This window comes from Janthinobacterium sp. GW822-FHT07A03 (genome assembly GCF_058798815.1).
In genome coordinates this window covers 660,689-680,848 of sequence record NZ_JBXAKW010000001.1, presented here as the reverse complement: position 1 = coordinate 680,848, position 20,160 = coordinate 660,689, and the positions used below count along the sequence as shown (strand labels likewise).

18 protein-coding genes are annotated in these 20,160 nt (G+C 64.8%); 7 read left to right on the top strand and 11 right to left on the bottom strand.

Annotated features, from left to right (window positions below):
* Window positions 1–164: 164 nt before the first annotated feature.
* The 5 genes from AC1RJW_RS03160 to AC1RJW_RS03140 form a co-directional block, all read right to left on the bottom strand.
* Window positions 165–704: a GNAT family N-acetyltransferase gene (locus tag AC1RJW_RS03160; protein WP_493043361.1), complete on the bottom strand. Its 540-nt coding sequence runs from the start codon at window positions 702–704 to the stop codon at window positions 165–167.
* Window positions 705–779: 75 nt separating this feature from the next.
* The gene (gene sppA / locus AC1RJW_RS03155) at window positions 780–2,654 is read right to left on the bottom strand and encodes a signal peptide peptidase SppA (protein ID WP_493043358.1); all 1,875 of its coding nucleotides are present in this window, start codon (window positions 2,652–2,654) and stop codon (window positions 780–782) included.
* Between the two features lie 75 nt (window positions 2,655–2,729).
* On the bottom strand, window positions 2,730–4,208 hold the full coding sequence (locus AC1RJW_RS03150; protein WP_493043355.1) for a sodium:solute symporter: 1,479 nt from the start codon (window positions 4,206–4,208) through the stop codon (window positions 2,730–2,732).
* 69 nt (window positions 4,209–4,277) lie between these two features.
* On the bottom strand, window positions 4,278–5,495 hold the full coding sequence (locus AC1RJW_RS03145; protein ID WP_493043353.1) for a YeeE/YedE family protein: 1,218 nt from the start codon (window positions 5,493–5,495) through the stop codon (window positions 4,278–4,280).
* 85 nt (window positions 5,496–5,580) lie between these two features.
* Window positions 5,581–6,792: an MFS transporter gene (locus AC1RJW_RS03140; protein ID WP_493043350.1), complete on the bottom strand. Its 1,212-nt coding sequence runs from the start codon at window positions 6,790–6,792 to the stop codon at window positions 5,581–5,583.
* A 144-nt stretch (window positions 6,793–6,936) separates the two neighbouring features.
* Between AC1RJW_RS03140 and AC1RJW_RS03135 the strand changes: the two genes are divergently transcribed.
* The gene (locus tag AC1RJW_RS03135) at window positions 6,937–7,173 is read left to right on the top strand and encodes a DUF3820 family protein (RefSeq protein WP_034749909.1); all 237 of its coding nucleotides are present in this window, start codon (window positions 6,937–6,939) and stop codon (window positions 7,171–7,173) included.
* A 22-nt stretch (window positions 7,174–7,195) separates the two neighbouring features.
* Here the strand turns inward: AC1RJW_RS03135 and AC1RJW_RS03130 are convergent, their stop codons facing one another.
* Window positions 7,196–7,579, bottom strand: coding sequence for a glutaredoxin (locus AC1RJW_RS03130; RefSeq protein ID WP_493043349.1), 384 nt, complete (start codon window positions 7,577–7,579; stop codon window positions 7,196–7,198).
* A 107-nt stretch (window positions 7,580–7,686) separates the two neighbouring features.
* Here AC1RJW_RS03130 and AC1RJW_RS03125 point away from each other — a divergent pair, with 107 nt between their 5' ends.
* The gene (locus AC1RJW_RS03125) at window positions 7,687–8,229 is read left to right on the top strand and encodes a hypothetical protein (RefSeq protein ID WP_493043347.1); all 543 of its coding nucleotides are present in this window, start codon (window positions 7,687–7,689) and stop codon (window positions 8,227–8,229) included.
* A gap of 13 nt (window positions 8,230–8,242) precedes the next feature.
* Here the strand turns inward: AC1RJW_RS03125 and AC1RJW_RS03120 are convergent, their stop codons facing one another.
* Entirely contained in the window at window positions 8,243–9,064 is an 822-nt protein-coding gene (locus AC1RJW_RS03120; protein ID WP_493043345.1) for an APH(3')-I family aminoglycoside O-phosphotransferase, read from the bottom strand.
* 10 nt (window positions 9,065–9,074) lie between these two features.
* Window positions 9,075–9,563 carry an Lrp/AsnC family transcriptional regulator gene (locus AC1RJW_RS03115; RefSeq protein WP_493043343.1) on the bottom strand — a complete coding sequence of 163 codons (489 nt, stop codon included), beginning with the start codon at window positions 9,561–9,563 and terminating at the stop codon, window positions 9,075–9,077.
* Between the two features lie 77 nt (window positions 9,564–9,640).
* On the opposite strand from AC1RJW_RS03115, the gene AC1RJW_RS03110 reads away from it, so the two are divergent.
* Entirely contained in the window at window positions 9,641–10,528 is an 888-nt protein-coding gene (locus AC1RJW_RS03110; protein ID WP_493043341.1) for an EamA family transporter, read from the top strand.
* A 9-nt stretch (window positions 10,529–10,537) separates the two neighbouring features.
* On the opposite strand, the gene AC1RJW_RS03105 is transcribed toward AC1RJW_RS03110, so the two are convergent.
* Entirely contained in the window at window positions 10,538–11,761 is a 1,224-nt protein-coding gene (locus AC1RJW_RS03105) for an MFS transporter (protein ID WP_180279123.1), read from the bottom strand.
* A gap of 86 nt (window positions 11,762–11,847) precedes the next feature.
* Here AC1RJW_RS03105 and AC1RJW_RS03100 point away from each other — a divergent pair, with 86 nt between their 5' ends.
* Complete coding sequence (locus tag AC1RJW_RS03100; RefSeq protein WP_493043338.1) at window positions 11,848–12,768, top strand: LysR family transcriptional regulator; 921 nt, start codon at window positions 11,848–11,850, stop codon at window positions 12,766–12,768.
* Window positions 12,769–12,832: 64 nt separating this feature from the next.
* Window positions 12,833–13,366, top strand: coding sequence for a DUF4256 domain-containing protein (locus AC1RJW_RS03095; RefSeq protein WP_493043336.1), 534 nt, complete (start codon window positions 12,833–12,835; stop codon window positions 13,364–13,366).
* A gap of 11 nt (window positions 13,367–13,377) precedes the next feature.
* Here AC1RJW_RS03095 and AC1RJW_RS03090 read toward each other — a convergent pair whose 3' ends face one another.
* The gene (locus AC1RJW_RS03090; protein ID WP_493043333.1) at window positions 13,378–15,534 is read right to left on the bottom strand and encodes a putative bifunctional diguanylate cyclase/phosphodiesterase; all 2,157 of its coding nucleotides are present in this window, start codon (window positions 15,532–15,534) and stop codon (window positions 13,378–13,380) included.
* A gap of 178 nt (window positions 15,535–15,712) precedes the next feature.
* The gene (locus tag AC1RJW_RS03085; protein WP_493043330.1) at window positions 15,713–16,636 is read right to left on the bottom strand and encodes a LysR family transcriptional regulator; all 924 of its coding nucleotides are present in this window, start codon (window positions 16,634–16,636) and stop codon (window positions 15,713–15,715) included.
* A 167-nt stretch (window positions 16,637–16,803) separates the two neighbouring features.
* On the opposite strand from AC1RJW_RS03085, the gene AC1RJW_RS03080 reads away from it, so the two are divergent.
* Entirely contained in the window at window positions 16,804–17,505 is a 702-nt protein-coding gene (locus AC1RJW_RS03080) for a pirin family protein (protein WP_493043329.1), read from the top strand.
* A gap of 285 nt (window positions 17,506–17,790) precedes the next feature.
* Window positions 17,791–20,034: a PhoX family protein gene (locus AC1RJW_RS03075; protein WP_493043327.1), complete on the top strand. Its 2,244-nt coding sequence runs from the start codon at window positions 17,791–17,793 to the stop codon at window positions 20,032–20,034.
* Window positions 20,035–20,160 lie beyond the last annotated feature (126 nt).

Genomic DNA, 20,160 nt, shown 5'->3' with positions numbered 1-20,160 from the left:
ACGGTGGAAAAATCAGGCTTGCGGGGCCAGGCGCCGCCGCCGCAGGGCACGGCGGGCGGCTCGCATGTCGATACAAACTCGCTACAAAACTCCCGCCAGCCGCCTTGACAGAAGCCGGCGCAGCCATTTCCGGAGGGGAAACGGCAGCCATTCTTTACCTGGCTTTACAAGGTCATGCCGAGGATGACATCCTGGTAGTCGGTACGGCCCACGCGGAAGGTGCGCCGGCCCACCTGGGCAAAGCCGCAGCGCGCATAGAACGCCAGCGCGTCGTGGTTTTCCGCGTACACGCCCAACAGCACGCGCCCTGCCCCGCCGGCGCGCGCCTGGCTCAGCGCCGCCTGCATCAGGCGCTGGCCCACGCGCCGGCCCTGGAAGCGGTGCAGCAGGTAGATGCGCTTGATTTCCAGGTCGTCCGGGCGCGGGTCCGCCACCGGCAGGCCGGCGGGACTGAGCACCAGGTAGCCCACGGGCGCGCCGCCGGGCGTGGCCTCGGCCAGCCACAAGCGCATGGCCGGCAGCGCCAGCCAGTCGCGGTACAGCTGCGCGTCGTGCTGGCGCTGACAATGGGCGATGACGTCGGCGCCATCGAGGATGCCGGCAAAGGCCTCGAGGAAAGTGGCCTGCCCCACCAGCGTCAGCGCCGCTTCATCGCCCTTCGCGCACGGCCGGATGGCGATCGCCGCGTCAGTGTGTGTACTCATGTCGCTTGCCATGCCGTGCTCCTGATATGAAACAAGCCGGACGAAGCCGGCTTGGGTATGCTGTTGATGTGGGTGTTACTTGCCGCCCAGGGGCACCTCGCACAGGCAGTGCGTGAGGGCCATGAATGGTTTGCGCTCGCGCGTGATGCCCGACAGCCAGGAGAGGTCCTGCGCCATGCCCAGCGCCGCATCGGCCGGCAAGCCCGTGCCGGCCAGGCCCAGCTTCACGTGCTCGCCCAGCCCCAGCGAGGCCATGGCCTTGGAGCCGAACATGCCGATCAAACGGTCGACGTTCGACGTTTCCTGCTCCAGGTAGGTTACGCGGTAGTCGGCGCCCAGGTTGGCGCGCTTGGCGGCCGAGGCCAGCGCATCGCCATAGCTGCCGATGCGGTCGACCAGGTTGCGCTCTTTCGCCTGCAAGCCCGTCCAGACGCGGCCCTGCGCCACTGCATCGATCTTTTCCGGCGTCGTCTTGCGCGCCTTGGCGGCCAGGCTCAGGAAGTCGCCATACACGTGGTTGATCGAGCCCTGGATCACTTGCGCGAAGCGGGGATCGAGCGGACGCAAGGGGTTGCCCGCGTCGGCCAGCCAGGTGGTCGGCGAACCGGCCGTGTGGATGCCCAGCTTTTCCACCACCTTGTCGGCCGTCGGCAGGATCGCGAACACGCCGATGGAGCCGGTGATGGTGGCCGCGTCGGCGATCACTTCATCGGACGAGGTGCTGATCCAGTAGCCGCCGGAAGCGGCCACGTTGCCCATCGAGACGACCACCGGCTTGCCGGCGGCGCGCGTCAGTTCCAGTTCGCGGCGGATCAGTTCCGAGCCGAAGGCGCTGCCGCCCGGCGAATCGACGCGCAGCACGACGGCCTTGATCGATTTGTCTTCGCGTGCCTGGCGGATCAGGCGCGAGGTGGACAGGCCGCCGATGGCGCCCGGCGGCGCGATGCCGTCGCCGATCTCGCCCGAGGCGATGACCACGCCGACGGCGTCGCCGATGTGCACGGGGCGCAAACGCGCCAGGTAATCGGTGTAGTTCACCTGGCGGAAGTTCGTGCCTTCCGTATTCTTGGCGCCGCGCGCCATCATGAACTGGCGCAGTTCATCGCGCGTTTTCAGGCCGTCGACCAGTTTTCCATTGAGCGACAGCTTGGCAATGTCGCCGCCCGCCGCCGTCATCAGCGCGGGCAGGTTGTCGATCGTTTGCATGATGGCGCCGGCCGGCAGCTTGCGCGCCTTTTCCACGTCGGTGGTGTACGTCGTCCACAGGCCGCTGTTCAGGTAGCGGTCCGCTTCGGCAGCCGCGTCGGACGGGCCGTTGGCGATGAAAGGCTCGGCCGCGCTTTTATACGTGCCCACTTTCAGCAGGTTGACCGTCACGCCCACCTTGTCGAGCGCGTCGCGGTAATAATTGCGGTAGCGGCCAAAGCCTTCCAGCATGACGCCGCCCATCGGGTGCAGGAATACCTCGTCGGCCTTGGCCGCCACCAGGTACTGGCGCTGGTTGTAGCTGGAACCCCAGGCCGTGACTTTCTTGCCCGTGGCGCGGAAACGCTCCACGCCGGCCGCCACTTCGCGCAGCGACGCCAGGCCGCCGCCCTGCAATTCGTCGAGCAGGATCACCATGGAACCGATGTTCTTGTCCTTGCCGGCCGTGTCGAGCACTGCCAGCACGTCGCGCAGCTGCACGCTTTTCTTGACTTCGCCGCTGACATTGGCCAGCACCGCCTCGCGCACGCCGCCCGGGGTTTCCTCGACCAGCGGGCCTTGCAAGTCGAGTACCAGGGTGGTCTTGTCCGCCAGGGGCTTGGCGCCGCCGCCAAAGATGGCGATCAGGATGGCGATGACGATCAGCAGGAAAATCAGGTTGATGACCGCGCGGCGGGTAGCGTCCAGCGCGCGCCAGAATGCGCCAAAGCCGCGGCGCAGCGGCGGGAAGGGGTTGAGTGACATCGATGCTCCGTGAGGTTATGTACCTAAAGGAAATCAATATAGCTGAAAATGGCCGCGATCGCCTTGGGATTCGTCTTATTTTGACAAGTATTGCGCGTCCTGGCCGCCCTGCCCTGGCGGCGTGGAAATGAGGAACAGGCCAGCCAGCACCAGGGCGCCGTTGAGGATCAGCAATTCCAGGCCGATGCGGTAATGTTCGAACAGCCGCGCCTGCTCCCCTTCGATCAGCGCGCACAGCAGCGGCCCGGCGATGGCCACCAATGGCACCCAGCGGTCGCGCACGCCGCGCCGGCTCAGCAGGCCGAAGGCGAACAGGCCCAGCAGCGGACCATAGGTATAGCTGGCCAGCTTCAGGATCACGCCTATCATGCTGGGATCGTCCAGCCACTTGAAGGCCATGATCAATATCAAGAACAGGGCGGAAAAGCCCAGGTGGACTCGGCGGCGCCAGCGCATCTGCGCGGCCGCGCTCAAGTCCGGCCTGCGCTGCACGCCCAGGATGTCGATGCAGAAGGTGGACGTGAGCGCCGTCAATGCCCCGTCCACGCTGGGAAACAGGGCGGAAATGAGGGCGATGAAGAAAATCAGCTGCACCACGGCGGGGAAGTGCCCCAGCACGACGGCGGGGAACAGTTTATCGCCCGTGGCCGTCACGCCGGCCAGCGGCGCGTACAGGTGCAGCAGTCCGCCCAAAAACAGGAACAGCAGCAGCACGCCCGTGAGCACCACGGTCAGGCTGAGCATATTCTTTTGCGAATCGCGCAAGGTGCGCACGGAAATGTTCTTTTGCATCATTTCCTGGTCCATGCCCGTCATGGCGATCGTGATGAACATGCCGGCAAGAATATGCTTCCACACGTAGGCGGGGCTGTCCGGGTCGACGTTGAAGATGCGCGTGAGGCCTTGCGCGCGCATGCGCTCGAGGCTGTCGACGAGGGACAGGTCCATTGCGCGCAGCAAAAACACGCTGCAGATGACGAGGCCGGCCAGCATGCACGCCGTTTGCAGGGTATCGGTCCAGACAATGGTCTTCACGCCGCCCTCGTACGTGTAGAGCAGGATCAGCAGCAGCACGACGCACGACGTCAGCCAGAACGGCACGCCCAGGCTGTCGAGTATGGTGGCCTGCAGGATATTGACCACCAGATACAGCCGCGCCGTGGCGCCCAGCAGGCGCGAGACGATGAAAAACGCCGCCCCGCTCTGGTAGGAGCGCCGGCCCAGGCGCACTTCCAGGTAGCGGTAGATGGAAGTGAGCTGCAGCCGGTAGTACAGCGGCAGCAAGATAAACGTAATGGCCAGGTAGCCGAGCACATAGCCGATCATCAGCTGGATGTAGCCGAAGCCGTTGCTGCCCACGGCGCCGGGCACGCTGATGAAGGTCACGCCCGTGAGCGTGGTGCCGACCATGCCGAAGGCCACCAGCATCCAGTTGCTGTCTTTGTTGCCGATGAAGAAACTGTCGTTGGTGGCATGGCGCGAGGTGCGCCACGCCACGCCCAGCAGGATCAGGAAATACGCGAGGACGACGGCAAACAGGATGGTGGGCGACATGGGTATTGCGCTGGCGGCGAAGAGGAACAGGGGCCGAAATATACAGCAATGCCCCTGTTTATGCCGGCCTCAGCAGCCGCTCGGTTTCACGCGTTCCACTTCCAGGCCGAACCATGGACGCAAGCGCGTGCCGATGACGTTGCCCAGGAAGGCGCAGACCAGCCACAGCCAGCCGTGCAGGCTGCCCGAGACGATGCCGCTGAAATACGCGCCGATATTGCAGCCGTAGGCCAGACGCGCGCCGTAGCCGAGCAGCAAGCCGCCGACGACGGCGGCGATGATCGAACGGCGCGGGATGCTCCACACGGGCGCGTAGCGGCCAGCCAGGGCCGCCGCCAGCATGGCGCCCAGCACGATGCCGATATCCATCACGGAAGTCTTGTCCTGCGTCAAAGGCGCGGCCAGCGCGGCCGCGTTGGCCTTGGTCGACCAATAGGCCCAGCTGGCCGTATCGATGCCGATCACGGACGCGGCCTTGGCGCCCCACAGGGCGAACGCGGACGTCACGCCCCACGGCCGGCCCGACAGCGCCAGGGTGATGAAATTGAGCACGACGAGCGCGATGGCGCCCGCCACCAGCGGCCAGGGGCCGTGCAGCCAGGGCGAAGACTGCGCCGGACGCAGGGGCGTCGCGACGAGCTTGCCATGACGGCGCTTTTCCACCAGCACCGTGATGCCGGCGATCAGCGCGAAGACGATCCAGTTCAGCGCCAGCGCGGGCACCAGGCCCAGGGTCGTGACGAGGGAAATGGGTTGAAGTTGCGGCAGCGCCGTCCAGAACGGCATGTGCGCCGTGCCGATCACGGAGCCGACGATGAAGGCGGCCAGGGTGATGAGCATGCGCGTGCTGCCCCCGCCCACCGTGTACAGGGTGCCGGACGCGCAACCGCCGCCCAGCTGCATGCCGATGCCGAAGATGAAGGCGCCGAAGATGACGGAAGTGCCGGCGGGAGACACCAGGCCCGCGACAGGCGTGCCGAACAGGGTGCCGGCCGACAATGCCGGGAAAAACAGGGCCACGCCCACGGCCAGCATCAGCATTTGCGCGCGCAAGCCGTCGCCGCGGCCATCGGCGATGAAGACGCGCCAGGCGGACGTAAAGCCGAACGCCGCGTGATACAGCGTGATGCCAAGCAAGGCGCCCACCACGTACAACGCGGACTGGGCGGCGCCCACCGTCAGCGCCAGGTACCAGGCGCCGAGCACGATGAGCAACAGGGCGACGCCCAGCGGTTTCGGGTTGATGGCGGCGCGCAGGCGCAGCGGTGACATTGCGGTATCGGACATGGGGAGTATGGGCGAGAGAAAAGGAAACACCATTGTAAACCCTGCTCTCGCCCTTGCCAGCAACTTGCCTATAGATCAAGCAGGCTTAGTGCCCCACCGCATGCATCGATTTCTCGCCGCCGCTGCGCACGGGAATCGGATTCAAACGGTCCATCCGGCCGCTCAAGGCCGTCAAGCCGAAGGCGCCTAGCACGACCAGCGCGCCGATCCAGCCTGTGTGCACGAGGCCCAGGTGTTCCACGATCAGGCCGCCGCCCCAGGCGCCGCCGGCGATGCCAAGGTTAAAAGCGGCGATATTCAGGCCGGAAGCCACGTCCACGGCGCGGGGCGTGAAGTGTTCCGCTTGCTGCACGACATACACTTGCAGACCAGCAACATTACCAAAGGCCACGGCGCCCCACAGCAGCACGGTGATGACGACGAGCACCGGATGCGGCGCCGTGAAGGTCAGCAGCAGCAAAACAAACGCCAGCAGCAGGAAGATCAGTTTCAGGGCGCGCACTGGCCCCTTCTTGTCGGCCAGCTTGCCGCCCCAGATATTGCCGAACGCCACGGACACGCCATACACGAGCATCACCGCGCCCACGGCGCCGGCGCTGAAACCCGACACTTGCTGCAGGATCGGCGCCAGATAGGTAAAGGCGATGAAGGAGCCGCCATAGCCGACGGCCGTCATGGCGTACACCAGCAGCAGCCGGGGCTGGCCCAGCACCTGCACTTGCTGCAGCAGCGAGGCGGGCTTGCTGTGCTTGATGGTCGATGGCACGTACAGCAGGCTGCCGATGAACGCCACCAGACCCAGGGCCGAGACGGCGAGGAAGGTTTCGCGCCAGCCGAAATGCTGGCCGATAAAGGTGCCCAGCGGCACGCCCGTCACCAGGGCCACGGTCAAGCCCGTAAACATGATGGCAATCGCGCTGGCCGCCTTGTCCTTCGGCACCAGCGAGGTGGCGATGGTCGAGCCGATGGAAAAGAACACGCCATGCGCCAGCCCCGTCAGGATGCGGGCGATGACGAGGGTTTCATAGCCGGGCGATTTCCAGGCCAGCAAGTTACCCAAAGTAAACAAGACCATCAGCGACAGCAGCAGGGTCTTGCGCGGGATCTTGCCCGTCAGGGCAGTCAGGACAGGCGCGCCGACGGCGACGCCCAGCGCATACAGGCTGACCAGCAAGCCGGCCGACGGCAGGTTGACGCCCAGGTCCGCGGCGATGGTGGGCAACAGCCCCACGATGACAAACTCGGTGGTTCCGATGGCAAACGCGCTGAGGGTCAGCGCGAGCAAGGCAATGGGCATGACAAACTCCGATAAATGATGTTGGCATGCAGTATCGGGGTTTTCTTTATTCCGAAAAATACCTGATCGAGCAGAAGATAATTGCGCTCAAATCAACAATGTAGTGTTCTGCTACACTGCATCGATCGATTACGGAGCTGTCGCATGAATTCAGAAAAACTGGCGCTGCTGGTCACGCGCGAAATGCCATACGGGAAATATCAGGGAAGACTGCTGGCCGACTTGCCGGGACACTACCTGGGCTGGTTCGCGCGCGAGGGCTTCCCCTCGGGCGAACTGGGCAGTTTAATTGCGCTGATGTATGAGCTCGACCACAACGATTTACGCAGCTTGCTCGACCCTTTGCGCACGCGCAAGTCGCCGTGGCGGCCGGGGGAGTAAGGAAAGGAAAGTAAGGCCGCGTTTAAAACTGGCGCACCTTCTTCGCCAGCATGGCGCTGAACTCGCCATTTTCCACCAGTTTTTGCAGCTCGCTGGCGCCACCGATAAGCACGCCATTGACGAAAATCATGGGAAACGTGGGCCAGCCCGTCCACATTTTCAAGGCATTGCGGCGGTGCCACTGGTTCAGATAACTGCCGTATTGCAGGTACTGGTAGGGCGTGCCCAGCACGGCGAGTATCTTGCGCGCCTTGCGCGGGAACGGATTGAGCGCCATGCCGACCACCACGACCTGGTGCGCGCCGATGGCCGCCTGCACCTCGCGCACGATGTCCTGGTGCTTGCTGCCGATCAAAGGGCGGGCGGCGGGATGGATCTGGGCTTCGTCGAGGATGGCGCGGGTCATGAAAGTCCTGGGGCAAGTGGCACGTGGCGTGCGGATCATGCATTGTGCCACGCACTCAGGCTGGCGTGGGCTACACTGCGCGTCTTCTCCCCCTTCACCTGAAATATATGCAAGCAATCACTCCCATGCCGGCATGCCGCACCCGCCGCCTGCTCGGCGCGCTTCTGCTCGCCGCCTGCTCCTCCAGCGCCCTCGCCGCTGCCGATCCGGGACTCGAAAGCGGCCTGATCCAGGCACTGCACCTGAAAAAGGGCACGACAGCCAGGGTAGGCACCTCCGGCAAGGCGATCCGGGCCTACATGCGCGAAGGCTACGTCGGCAAGCACCCGGACCAGCGCTTCGATTACACCGATTATTACCTGTTGAAAAAGCCGGCCGGCTTCATGGGGCATGAACTGGTGCTGATCGAGGAAGAATACATCACGCAATACATCGGCTGCTGCGTCAGCCCCGGCGTTGGCGTGACGCTCAAGGTGCAGGGCAGCACGCAGAAGCTGCAAGCGTTCGCCATCGCCCAGCGCTGCACCTTGACCGACCCCGTCGATATCCGGCATGCCCTGAACGAGGTTGCCATCAAGACCCGCCTGCCCAAGGGCCATTACGCATCCTTGAGCTGCCGCGAACGCGATGCGGAGCGCGAAGAGCCTTGATGGCTGGCAGCCGTCAAAACAGCTCGTCGAGCAGCAGATGGAATTCCAGCTTGCCTTGATCGATATCAAGGAGCCCATATTGCTCAACAAACCTTTGCTGTAGCGCGGGATCCAACTCACCGAGCGCACGCCAGGCGATGGCTAGGTCCTGATAACGGTCGGCAACGCCCGCCCGTCCCACGTCGATGCAGCCGACGACGGCGCCTTCCTGCATCAGGATATTTCCCAGCGAGAAATCGCCATGCGTGACGACGAGGTCGGGCGCGATGGGCTGGCAATCCTGCAGCGCCGTCCACACCTGCTCCGCCGTCCAGCCTTTCCGCCCCGCATCGAAATCATCGGTATCGACCAGGCCCGCATCGATGCGCTGGCGCGCCTGGGCCAGCCGGACGGCAGGACCGGCGTCGAACGGACAGGCGGCCACCGGCAGCGCATGCAGGCGGCGCAGGAAGGCCGCCAGCGCGTCGGCCACGGCGGGGCCAATCTCGGGATTGGCTTCCAGCAATTCGTGCGCTGTCTTGCCCAGCAGCGCCGCCGTCAGCAGCCATGCCTGCTGCGGGTCTGCCGCCTGGGCAAACTGGAGCACCGCCGGCACGGGCAGGTACGGCGCCAGCCAGCGCAGCCGCGCCATTTCCTCGGTAATATCGGCGGCGGCCGCATCCCTGCCGTGCTTCAGGAACAGGTCCGGCGCGCCATCCCTGCCCTGCAGGCGGTAGACGGCAGCGTCCGATTCACCGGCGGTGTCGCGCACCCATCGATAGCCGGCCACGGCGGCGCGCAGGCTGGCGGGCATGGCTGCCGTCACGGCCGCCTGCTTCTTGTTGGAGATCGTCATCTGTCCGATCCTATGCCAGCGGCACGTGCAAGCCCATCTTGAGGCAGGTCAATGCCACCGATGTGCGGTAGCGCCGGATATTGTCGTCGCCGCCGAACAGGCGTTCCGTCAGCGCCTCGTATTCGGCCATGCTGCTGGCGGTAATGACCAGCAGGTAATCGGCCTCGCCCGTGATGCCGTAGCACTGCTGGATGGCGGGCTCGGCCATGATGCGCGCGCGCATGCCGGCCGTGCGCAGCGGGTGCTCGTCGTGCAAATGCACTTCCACCGTCAATATCAAGGGACGACCCAGGCGGCTGGCGTCGAGCACGGCCACCTCGTTGCGGATCACGCCGCTTTCGCGCAGGCGGCGGATGCGCCGCTGCACGGCCGGTGCGGACAAATGCACGGTCTGGGCGATTTCGCGCTGCGAAGTCGTGTTATCGCGCTGCAAGATGTCGAGGATGGCCAGGTCGAAGGCATCGAGGGGGATGGAAGGCGTGAGCGAAAGTTGCGTCATGATGGCCAAAATGGAGTGCAAATATCGGAACAGACACAATAAACTTTCACCACTTCGATATCAAGCCATTTATTACCATGCCTCAGCACCGCTATTCCTCGTTGATTCCCCTGCTCGCCATCCTCGGCTCCGTCACCTGCCTGGGACTGGGCACCTCATGGGCCAAGCACAGCCTGTTCCCGCTGGTCGGTGCGCAAGGCACCACGGCCGTGCGCGTGGGCTTTTCCGCGCTGTTGCTGCTGCTGTTCTGGCGCCCGTGGCGCTGGCAGCTGAGCCGCGCCGACCTGCGCACGGTGGCCCTGTACGGCGGCGCGCTGGGCTTGACCAATCTGTGTTTCTATATGGCGCTGCGCACGATCCCGTTCGGCATCGCCGTGGCCATCGAGTTTTCCGGCCCGCTGGCCGTGGCCCTGCTGGCCTCGCGCCGTCCGCTCGACTTCGTCTGGGTGGCCCTGGCCGTGGCGGGACTGGCGCTGCTGTTGCCGCTCGGCCACGACATCGGCAATCTCGATCCCACGGGCGTGCTGTTCGCCCTGGGAGCGGCCGTCTGCTGGGCCTCGTACATCGTCTTCGGCAAGCGCGCCAGCCATCTGCATGCGGGCCATTCGGTATCCATGGGCCTGACCATGGCCGCGCTGGTGGTGGTGCCCGTGGGCGTGATGCATAGCGGCGCCGCCCTGCTCTCGCCCGTCGTGCTGGCTGTGGGCCTGGGCGTAGCGCTCATTTCCAGCGCGATACCGATCTCGCTGGAAATGGTGGCCCTGAAGCGGCTGACGCCGCAAGCGTTCGGCATCATGAGCAGCATGGAACCGGCCGTGGCCGCCATGCTGGCCTTCATCCTGCTCGACGAACGCCTTGACGCCGCGCAATGGCTGGCGATTGCCATGATCATGGCCGCCTCGATGGGCAGTTCCTACATGGCACAGCGCCAGAAGCGGGCGCCGGCCGCCGCCGTGCATACCTGAACCGTATCCTTAATGCACGGCCGCGCCCGCCACATGGGACGCCAGCTTGCGGCGCGCCAGCCAGGCCAGCGGCAGCAAGGCCAGCAAGGCGGCGGCCACGCCGGCCCACGGTGACGACGCCATCAGCTGGCGCGAGACCATCAGCGCGCCCAGCATGGAACCGAAGGAAATACCGAGATTAAAGGCGGAAATGTTCAGGCCCGAGGCGAAATCGACGGCTTGCGGCGTGTAGCGCTCGGCCGTGGCCAGCATGCCGGCCTGCAAGGCGGGCGACAGGCCGAAGGCGAACACGCCCCAGACGAACAGCATCACCGTCATCATCCATGGCGAGCTGATGCTCAAAGCCACGCCCACTTGCGTGGCGGCCAGCAACAGCAGCATCACACGCAAGGCCTTTTGCCAGCCCAGGTGGCTGGTCAGATAGCCGCCCGCCAGGTTGCCGGCAAACGTGGCGATGCCGAACACGATCAGCAAGGCGCTGGCCATGGTGGCAGAAAAGCCCGTCACGTCCGTGAGGATGGGCGTAATAAAAGTAAACGCGGCAAAGCTGCTGCCGAAGCCGAAGGTGGTGACCGCCATCATCGTCAGAATGGGACCGCTGCCGAGGGCCGCCAGTTGCGTCATGGCCTTGCCGCCCTTGCCCTGCTGCAAGCCGGCCGGCAGCCAGCGCGCCATGGCGGCCAAACCCAGCGCCGCCAGGACCACCACGGCAAAGAAGGGCAAGCGCCAGCCCATCAGGTTGCCGAGGAAGCTGCCGAACGGCACGCCGATCACCATGGCCAGCGTCAGTCCCGCAAACATCACGGAAATCGCCCTGCCCGCCTGCGCCTTGCTCACCAGGCTGGCGGCCACGGTGGCACCGATGGCAAAGAAGGTGCCGTGCGCCACGGCCGTGATGACCCGTCCCACCAGCAACAATTCGAACGTGTGGGAAAACGCGGCCAGCAGGTTACCGGCGAGGAACACGCTCATCAGCCCCAGCAGGGCCACCTTGCGCGGCAAACGCGACATCAGCAGCACCAGCAGCGGCGTGCCGATGGCCAGCGCCAGCGCATACAGGCTGACCAGGGAGCCGGCCGATTCGATGGAAATCTGCAAATCTTTCGCGATGGCGGGCAGGATGCCCACGACGATGAATTCGGTCACGCCGATGGCAAAGGCGCCGACGGCCAGCGCCAGCACGCCGGGCGGCATCTTGCTGGCTGGAGGGGAAACAGGGGCTGCGGTGGTCATGATGGCTCCAACAAATGGTTCAAGCGGGCCAGTGTATCGAGATAAATACTTTTGATATAGACTCTAATAATGGAAACACCTGTGAAATGGATTCAATAATGGCCAGGCAAGACATCAACCGCGCGTTCGAGATGGCCGTGTTCGTGGCGGTGGTGGAAACGGGCGCCTTTTCCGCCGCCGCGCGCCGCCTGGCCCTGACGCCGTCTGCCGTCAGCAAGCTCGTCAATCGCCTGGAAGCGCGGCTGGGCGCCCGTTTGCTCCAGCGCAGCACGCGCCAGCTGCATACGACGCCCGAGGGTGACGCCTTCTTCGTGCAATGCAAGCGCATCCTCGACGATATCGATGGCGCCGAGCGCGAAGCATCGCAGGGGGCGGCGCCGCGCGGACGCTTGCGCATCAACTGTTTCGTGCCGTTCGGCGTGCGCCATCTGCTGCCCATCCTGCCCGAGTTCGCGCAGCGCTATCCCGACATCGTGCTCGACGTCGTCGTCAGCGACGCCATCGTCGACTTGCTGGAAGACCGCACCGACATCGCCATCCGCACGGGCCAGCTGAAGACATCGAACCTGGTGGCGCGCAAACTCGGCGAGGACGCGATGGTGGTGGTGGCGTCGCCCGCCTACGCGGCCCGGCACGGCCTGCCGCGCACGCCGCAGGAATTGTCCGAACACAATTTATTGGCCTTCAACTTCCGCTGCCAGAACGAAACCTGGCCCTTCCTCGATGGGGAGGGAAATACGCTGCAGGTGGCGCCGCAGGGCAATACCTGCGTCAGCGATGGCGAAAGCATGCGCCAGCTGGTGCTGGCGGGCATGGGCCTGGGACGCTTTTCGCGCCAGCACGTGCAGCGCGACATTGTGCAAGGTCAATTGGTGGAAGTGCTGCAGGACTACAATCCGGGCGACAAGGAACTCGTGCACGCCGTCTTCGTGGGACCGGGCTTGCAAGTGCCGGCCAGGGTGCGCGTAATGCTCGATTATCTGCTGGAAAAAGTGAAGCTGGGATGAGCGCCGCCCGCCGGCATCGCGTCTTATAATCGGCCGTATCATTGAATTTCCAGGGAGCCGCGCCATGCATGATGACTTGATCCCCACCTTGCAAACCCGCTTCAGCCGGCACATGCACCGCCATCCAGGGCGGACCTGGGACAGCGTGCTGGCGCGCTTGAACGCCGCTCCCGCCAGCCTGGCGGCATTGCAGCACATGGAAGACACGGGCGGCGAACCGGACGTCATCGGACACGCCGGCGAAACGGACGCCGTCACGTTTTGCGATTGCTCAACAGAAAGCCCGATCGGCCGGCGCAGCCTGTGTTTCGACGAGGCGGCCCTGGCTGCGCGCAAGGCCAACAAGCCGGCTGGCAGCGCGCTCGCCATGGCGCAAGCGATGGGCATCGCCTTGCTGACGCAGGCGCAGTACCGGCAATTGCAGGAACTGGAACCGTTCGACCGCAAGACCTCGAGCTGGATTGCGACGCCGGACAATATCCGGACGCTGGGCGGCGCCCTGTTTTGCGACCGCCGCTATGAACAGGTCTTCGTCTACCACAATGGCGCCGAGTCGTATTACGCGAGCCGGGGTTTTCGTGGACGACTCAACGTCTGACAATCGCTGGCTCAGGCCAGCTCTTCCAGCCGCAGTTGCCGGCCCTCGCCCAGCATCACTTCGAATTCCGCCGCCGGCACGGCCGGGCTGAACAGGTAGCCTTGCAGCTGGTCGCAACCGAGTTCGCGCAGGAAACGCATCTGCTCGGCCGTTTCCACCCCTTCTGCGACGATTTCCTGGCGCAGCTGCTGCGCCATGGTGACGATGGCGCGGGCGATGGCGCAATCGTTTTCCTCGAACGGCAAGCCGATGACAAACGAGCGGTCGATTTTTAATGTGCTGATGGGAAACTTCTTCAGGTAGGCGAGGCTGGAATAGCCGGTGCCGAAGTCGTCCAGCGCCAGCGCCAGGCCCATGGCCACCAGCTGGTTCATGATGTCGATCACCTTGTCGGCGCCCCGCATCAAGAGGCTTTCCGTGATTTCCAGCATGATCTGGTCGGGCCGCACCTGGTAGCGCTCGAGCACGGCCGCTATGCGCGCCGGCAACTGCTCATCGAACTGGCGCGCCGACAGGTTGACGGCGATGGCCGGCATGTGCAGGCCCCGGTCTTCCCAGCTGCGAATTTGCCGGCAGGCCTCGTCCAGCACCCAGGTGCCCAGCTCCAGAATCAGACTGGTTTCCTCGGCAACGGGGATGAAGACGCCGGGCGAGACCATGCCGCGCATCGGGTGCTTCCAGCGCAGCAAGGCTTCCGCGCCCACGATGCGTCCGCTGGCCAGGCTCACCTTCGGCTGGTAATGCAATTCCAGTTCCTTGTCGCCCAGGGCCAGGCGCATTTCGCTTTCCAGGCGCAAATGTTCCTTGGCCCTGCGGTTCATGTCTTCGCGGTAGAACAGGAAGGCCGATTCGATCGTCTGCCCCGCCTTGGCCACGGCCACGTCGGCAAAACGGAACAGGGCCGGCGCTTCCAGGCCGTCTTCCGGATACACGGTGATGCCGATGCTGGCGCCCACGTGCAGCGCGTGCGTATCGATATTGATCGGCGCTTCCAGCAGGTTGAGCAGTTTTTGCGCCACGTTCGCCGCATGTTCGCGCTTTTCGATGTGCAGCAGGGCCACGACGAATTTGCTGTTGTCGACCCGCGCCAGGATATCGGCATCGCGCAGGGCGCCGCGGAACAGCTGGCCGATGGCGATCACCAGCTGGTCGCCCACTTCATGGCCCAGCGTGTCGCTGATGGAACCGATGCGGCTGATGTCGATGACCATCAGCGCGCCATGGGTGCCTTGCCGTTTCGCTTCGGCCAGGCCCTGGTCGACCAATTGGTTCAGCAGGCAGCGGTTGGGCAAGCCCGTCAGGCTGTCGTAGTTGGCCATGCGCTGCATGCGCGCTTCGGCATCCTTGTGCACCGAGATATCGGAAAACAGGGAAAACACATGGCTGATTTCGCCGTATTCGTCGCGCACGACGCTGATGGTGACGTCTTGCGGGAACAGTTCGCCATTCTTGCGCTTGCCGATGATTTCGCCGCGCCAGGAACCGTGGCCGCGCATGGCGGCGCGCACCTTGGCGCGGAAGTCGGGGTCGTGCACGCCCGAGCGCAGCAAGTCCGGCGTGCGGCCGATGGCTTCGGCCGGCGAATAGCCGGTGATGCGGGAAAACGAGCTGTTGATGGAGACGATGCGCTCTTCCGCGTCGGTAATCAGCACGGCTTGCTCGCTGTCCTCGATGATGCGCGCGTGCAACCTTACCTTGTCCACGTCGGACAGCGGCTCGCTCATGGCCGACAGGCGCACGGCCATGCCGCAGCCCTTGCCCGCCTGGTCGTGGATCACGTGGCGGTGCATGCGCAGCCACGTCACCATGCCCGACTTCTTGCGCCGGCGCACATCGGTGGCCACGTCGCCCTGGGTGAAATGCAGCTCCAGCACGCTCGCTTCCGCGTCGTCTTCCGGATACAAAAACAGGATGTGCTGGCCCAGCGCTTCCAGTTCGGAATAGCCGAACATCTGTTCGGCGCCATGGTTCCAGCCGATCAAAAAACCGTCGGGATCGATTTCCAGCAAGGCGTCGGCCGGCGCCACGCGCACCACGGGCCGGCTGGCGCCGCGCAGCCGCTCCAGCTCTTCCTCCAGCCGCGCCAGGGTGGCGGCCTGCTGCGGCCCCGCCTGTTCACGGGCATCCTGGACCAGGCGCAGGCACAGCGCGACCTTCGCCTCAAGCATGGCAACCCCACGCTTGGGCCAGGTCAGGGGAACGTTTCAGGGGCGCTGCGGTGTGTGTAATCATCAAAATCCCACTGTGGGGCGTGGAGGTCGGGCGGAAATACTGTGAATATGGTAACTTAAAAATGTTGGCGTATGTCAACATTTTAAGACCTACGCCGAATGACCGGGTGCTGCGTCACGCCCGGCCCGGCAGATGCTGCGCCAGGCGGGCAAACACATCCGGTTCGCGCATGCGCGCCATCCACCAGCGCAGCGCGGCGCCATCCTCGCCCACGCGCCACGCCAGGTAAAACGTTTCCGACGGTTTCGGCTCTTCCACGGCCTTTTCCACCAGCAAGCCGCGTGCGATGGCGGCGCGCGCGCATGGTCCCGGCAGGAAACCAAAGCCCAGTCCCAGCACCTGGTAATCGAACTTGACCTGCATGTTGGGCACGCTCAAGGCATCTTGCCCCAGCAGCAGCCCCACCGTGCGCGGCGCCATCTGGCGCGCCGAATCGGCCACCACCACGGCCCGGTACTGCTGCAGGTGGCCGCGCGACAAGGGTTCCGCCACCTGCGCCAGCGGATGCGTGGGCGCCACGGCAAAGACGAAGTCGAGCATGCCGATCGGCTGCGCGATATAGCCGCCGCCGGCCGGCCCGTCGCCGGGCGCGCCCACCAGCAAGTCGGCGCGCCGGTCCAGCAGCGCTTCCCAGGTGCCTGACAGGGTGTCTTGCGACAGGCGCAGGCGCGTCTGCTGCGCCACATCGTAAAAGGCGCGCACGTCGTCGGCCAGAGCCACGGCGGAAAACATGGAATCGATGCCGATGGACAATTCCGTTTCCCAGCCGGACGCCACCCTGCGCACGCGGTGCTCGAGGTCCTGCGCCGCCTTCAACAGATAGCGGCCCTCCTTCAGCAATTCCTGCCCGGCCGCCGTCAGCATGACTTTCGGCCCGTTGCGCTGGAATACCTGCACGCCCAGGTCGTCTTCCAGCTTGGCCACCGTGTAGGAAATGGTGGACGGGACTTTATGCAACTCCTTGCCGGCCGACGAGAACGATCCGCGGCGGTCGATGGCGTCGACGATTTGCAGGGCTTCCAGGCTCAGTCTTAACATTCGATTTTTTCGATCATAGGTCGCAAGATTTTCCGTTTTTCTTTCTCTTCTGACGGGCCTATACTTTGTTCATCGTACAGCGAAGGGCAGAAAAGCAGCCACGGCATAGCGCCAGGCAACGGTCCTTCGAAATTATCGCACATTCACTGATAGAAACGGAGTCCACCATGTTACAGATTCGTCATAGCGAAGAACGCGGCGCCGCCAACCACGGCTGGCTCAATTCCCACCACAGCTTTTCCTTCGGCAGCTACCACGATCCGCTGCACATGGGTTTTGGCCCCCTGCTGGTGATCAATGAAGACCGGGTCACGCCAGGCCAGGGTTTCGGCACGCACGGCCACCGCGACATGGAAATCATTTCGTATGTGCTCGACGGCGCACTGGAACACAAGGACAGCATGGGCACCGGTTCCGTGCTGCACTACGGCGATGTGCAGCGCATGAGCGCCGGCAGCGGCGTGCGCCACAGCGAGTTCAACCACTCGGCGACGGATGGCTTGCACTTCCTGCAGATCTGGATCCAGCCGAACGTGACGGGCATTCCCCCCAGCTATGAAGAAAAACACTTCACGCCGGAAAGCAAACGGGGCAAGCTGCGATTGATCGCCTCGTCCGACGGCCGCCAGGGTTCCGTGCTGATCCACCAAGATGCGGCCATCTACGCCAGCATCCTGCAGGAAGGCGAGCAAGCCGAACATGCGCTGGACGAAGGCCGCCTCGCCTACGTGCACCTGATCCGCGGCAGCCTGGTCGTCAACGGCACGCCCTTGAAAGCGGGCGATGCGCTGAAACTGACGCAGGAAGCGGCCGTGATCATTACCCAGCCGGAAGACGCGGAATTCCTGCTGTTCGATTTGCCTAAATGATGGTACCTGGCCAAACCTGCTGCGCGTCGCGCTTTGCGGTCTGCGATGCTCACCGGCGCGGCCAGGGAACCTGTCCATCTTCGGCGGCATGCCGTTGCTGGTGGGGCGCGGTTTTCGCCAGGCCAGGCAAGACCAAGGCTGCCTGAGCGGACGGCCCGTCACGCGCGGGGCCCGTCCGCCCGGCAGCCTGTCACCGTTTTGTCATCAGGCTGACATGGCGCTGTCACATACGCTGACTATCATGCGCTTGCCTTTAAATCACGCAACCACAGGACATCGCAGCCCATGAACAAGCCCAACGATCTGGCCATCCGCGCCACCGATCTGAACGACATCGACAGCAACGCGTCCCACGACAACCATTTCAACAGCATCCTGAACGCCCGCCTGAGCCGCCGCAACTGGCTGCGCGGCAGCGCCGTCACGGCCGCTACCGCCGTCATGGGTTCGATGGGCCTGTCCGCCTGTGGCGGCGGCAGCGATGCGGCCGCCGTCACCCCGACGCCGACGCCGACGCCTGAAAAACTGCTGGCCTTCACGGCCGTGCCGAAAAGCCTGGCCGACGTCGTGTCGGTGCCGGCCGGCTACACGGCCACTGCCCTGTATGCGCTGGGCGACTCGCTGCGCGCGGCCACGCCAGCCTACAAGAACGACGGCAGCGATACCGATTTCGACAACCGCGCCGGCGACCACCACGACGGCATGGAATACTACGGCCTGTCCGCCGCCGGCGCGCCGCTGGCGTCCGGCGCCGAACGGGGCTTGCTGGCGATGAACCACGAAGCGACCACGGACGAAAAACTGTCCTCGCACTTCCTGCACGTGAATGGCGGCACCACCACGCTGCCGCGCCCAGCCGCCGAAGTCGACAAGGAAGTGGCCGTCCACGGCCTGAGCGTGGTGGAAGTCAGGAAGACGGGCAGCGCCTGGGCCACCGTCAACGATTCCGCCTTCAACCGCCGCGTCACCCCATTGACGGACATCGAGCTTGCCGGCCCCGTGCGCGGCAACGCCCTCGTGGTGACCAGGTATTCGCCGACGGGCACCAAGACGCGCGGCACCATCAACAACTGCGGCACGGGCAAGTCACCATGGGGCAGCTACCTCTCCGGCGAGGAAAACTGGGCCGGCTACTTCACGCGCTCGGCCACCGACAATGCCGCGCGCGGCGACAAGTCCGTGGTCTCGCTGAACCGCTATGGCCGCAGCCAGGGCGGCGCCTCGCGCCACGGCTGGGAAACGGGCGGCAGCGACGACAAATACGCGCGCTGGAACCTGAGCAAGACCGGCGCATCGGCCGATGGCAGCGACGATTACCGCAATGAGCTCAACGGCATGGGCTACATCGTCGAGATGGACCCGTACGACAAGACCAAGGCGATCCGCAAGCGCACGGCGCTGGGCCGCTACGCGCACGAAAGCGCCGCCTTCAGCGTGCCGGCCGTGGGCCAGCAGCTGGCCGTCTACATGGGCGACGATTCGCGCAACGAATACATCTACAAATTCGTCACGGCGGCCGTCTGGGCCGCCGCGGACGCCAACCCGGCCGACCGCATCGCCACCGGCGACAAATACCTCGATTCGGGCAAGCTGTACGTGGCCAAGCTGGCCGCCGACGGCACCGGCCAGTGGATCGAGTTGGCCCTGTCGAACGCGCAGATCCAGGCCTACGGCGCCTACAAGTTCGCCGACCTGGCCGACGTGCTGGTCAATGCCCGCCTGGCAGCCGACGCCGTGGGCGCGACGAAGATGGACCGCCCGGAATGGTGCTCGGTCAACCCGGCCAATGGCGAAATCTATTACACGCTGACCAATAACTCGAACCGCACCGTCAATCCGAGCGGCTCGTCGCAGCTGGCGCCGGACAGCGCCAACCCGCGCGCCTACACGGACATGAAGGGCAGCAGCGCGCAGAACGGCAATCCGAACGGCCACATCATCCGCTTCAAGGAAGGCACGGGCGCGGCCGCGGCCACCAGCTTTACCTGGGATGTCTACCTGTTTGGCGCCGAGAGCGGCGCCGACGCCAGCAAGATCAACCTGTCGAACCTGACGGCCGACCAGGACTTTTCGAGCCCGGACGGCCTGGCCTTCAGCCCCTACACGGGCATCTGCTGGATCCAGACGGACGATGGCGCGTACACGGATGTGACCAACTGCATGATGCTCGCGGCCATCCCCGGCAAGGTGGGCGACGGCGCCAAGTCCACCCTGAACTACGCCACGGCGGCCGGCGGCAACCTGGCCGTCGACACCTTCATCGGCAAGAAACCCACGGCCGACACGCTCAAGCGCTTCCTGGTGGGGCCGGTCGGCTCGGAAATCACGGGCATCAGCGAAACGCCGGACGGCAAGACCATGTTCATCAACATCCAGCACCCGGGCGAAACCACCGCGCTGGCGAATATCGGCGATCCGTCCAAATACACGAGCCAATGGCCGGCCAACGCCGGTTACGGCGCCGGCAAGCGTCCCCGCTCGGCCACCATCGTGATCACCAAGAACGACGGCGGACGCATCGGCAGCTGATGTGCCGTGCCTGGCGGCGGCATCCGCCAGGCATAGCCCGCCATCCACCTTGTAAAAGGAGGAAGTGCCCCTAAGTAAGGTTCATCACCAGACATTGCAACGACCGAATGGCAGCCAGGGAAAACG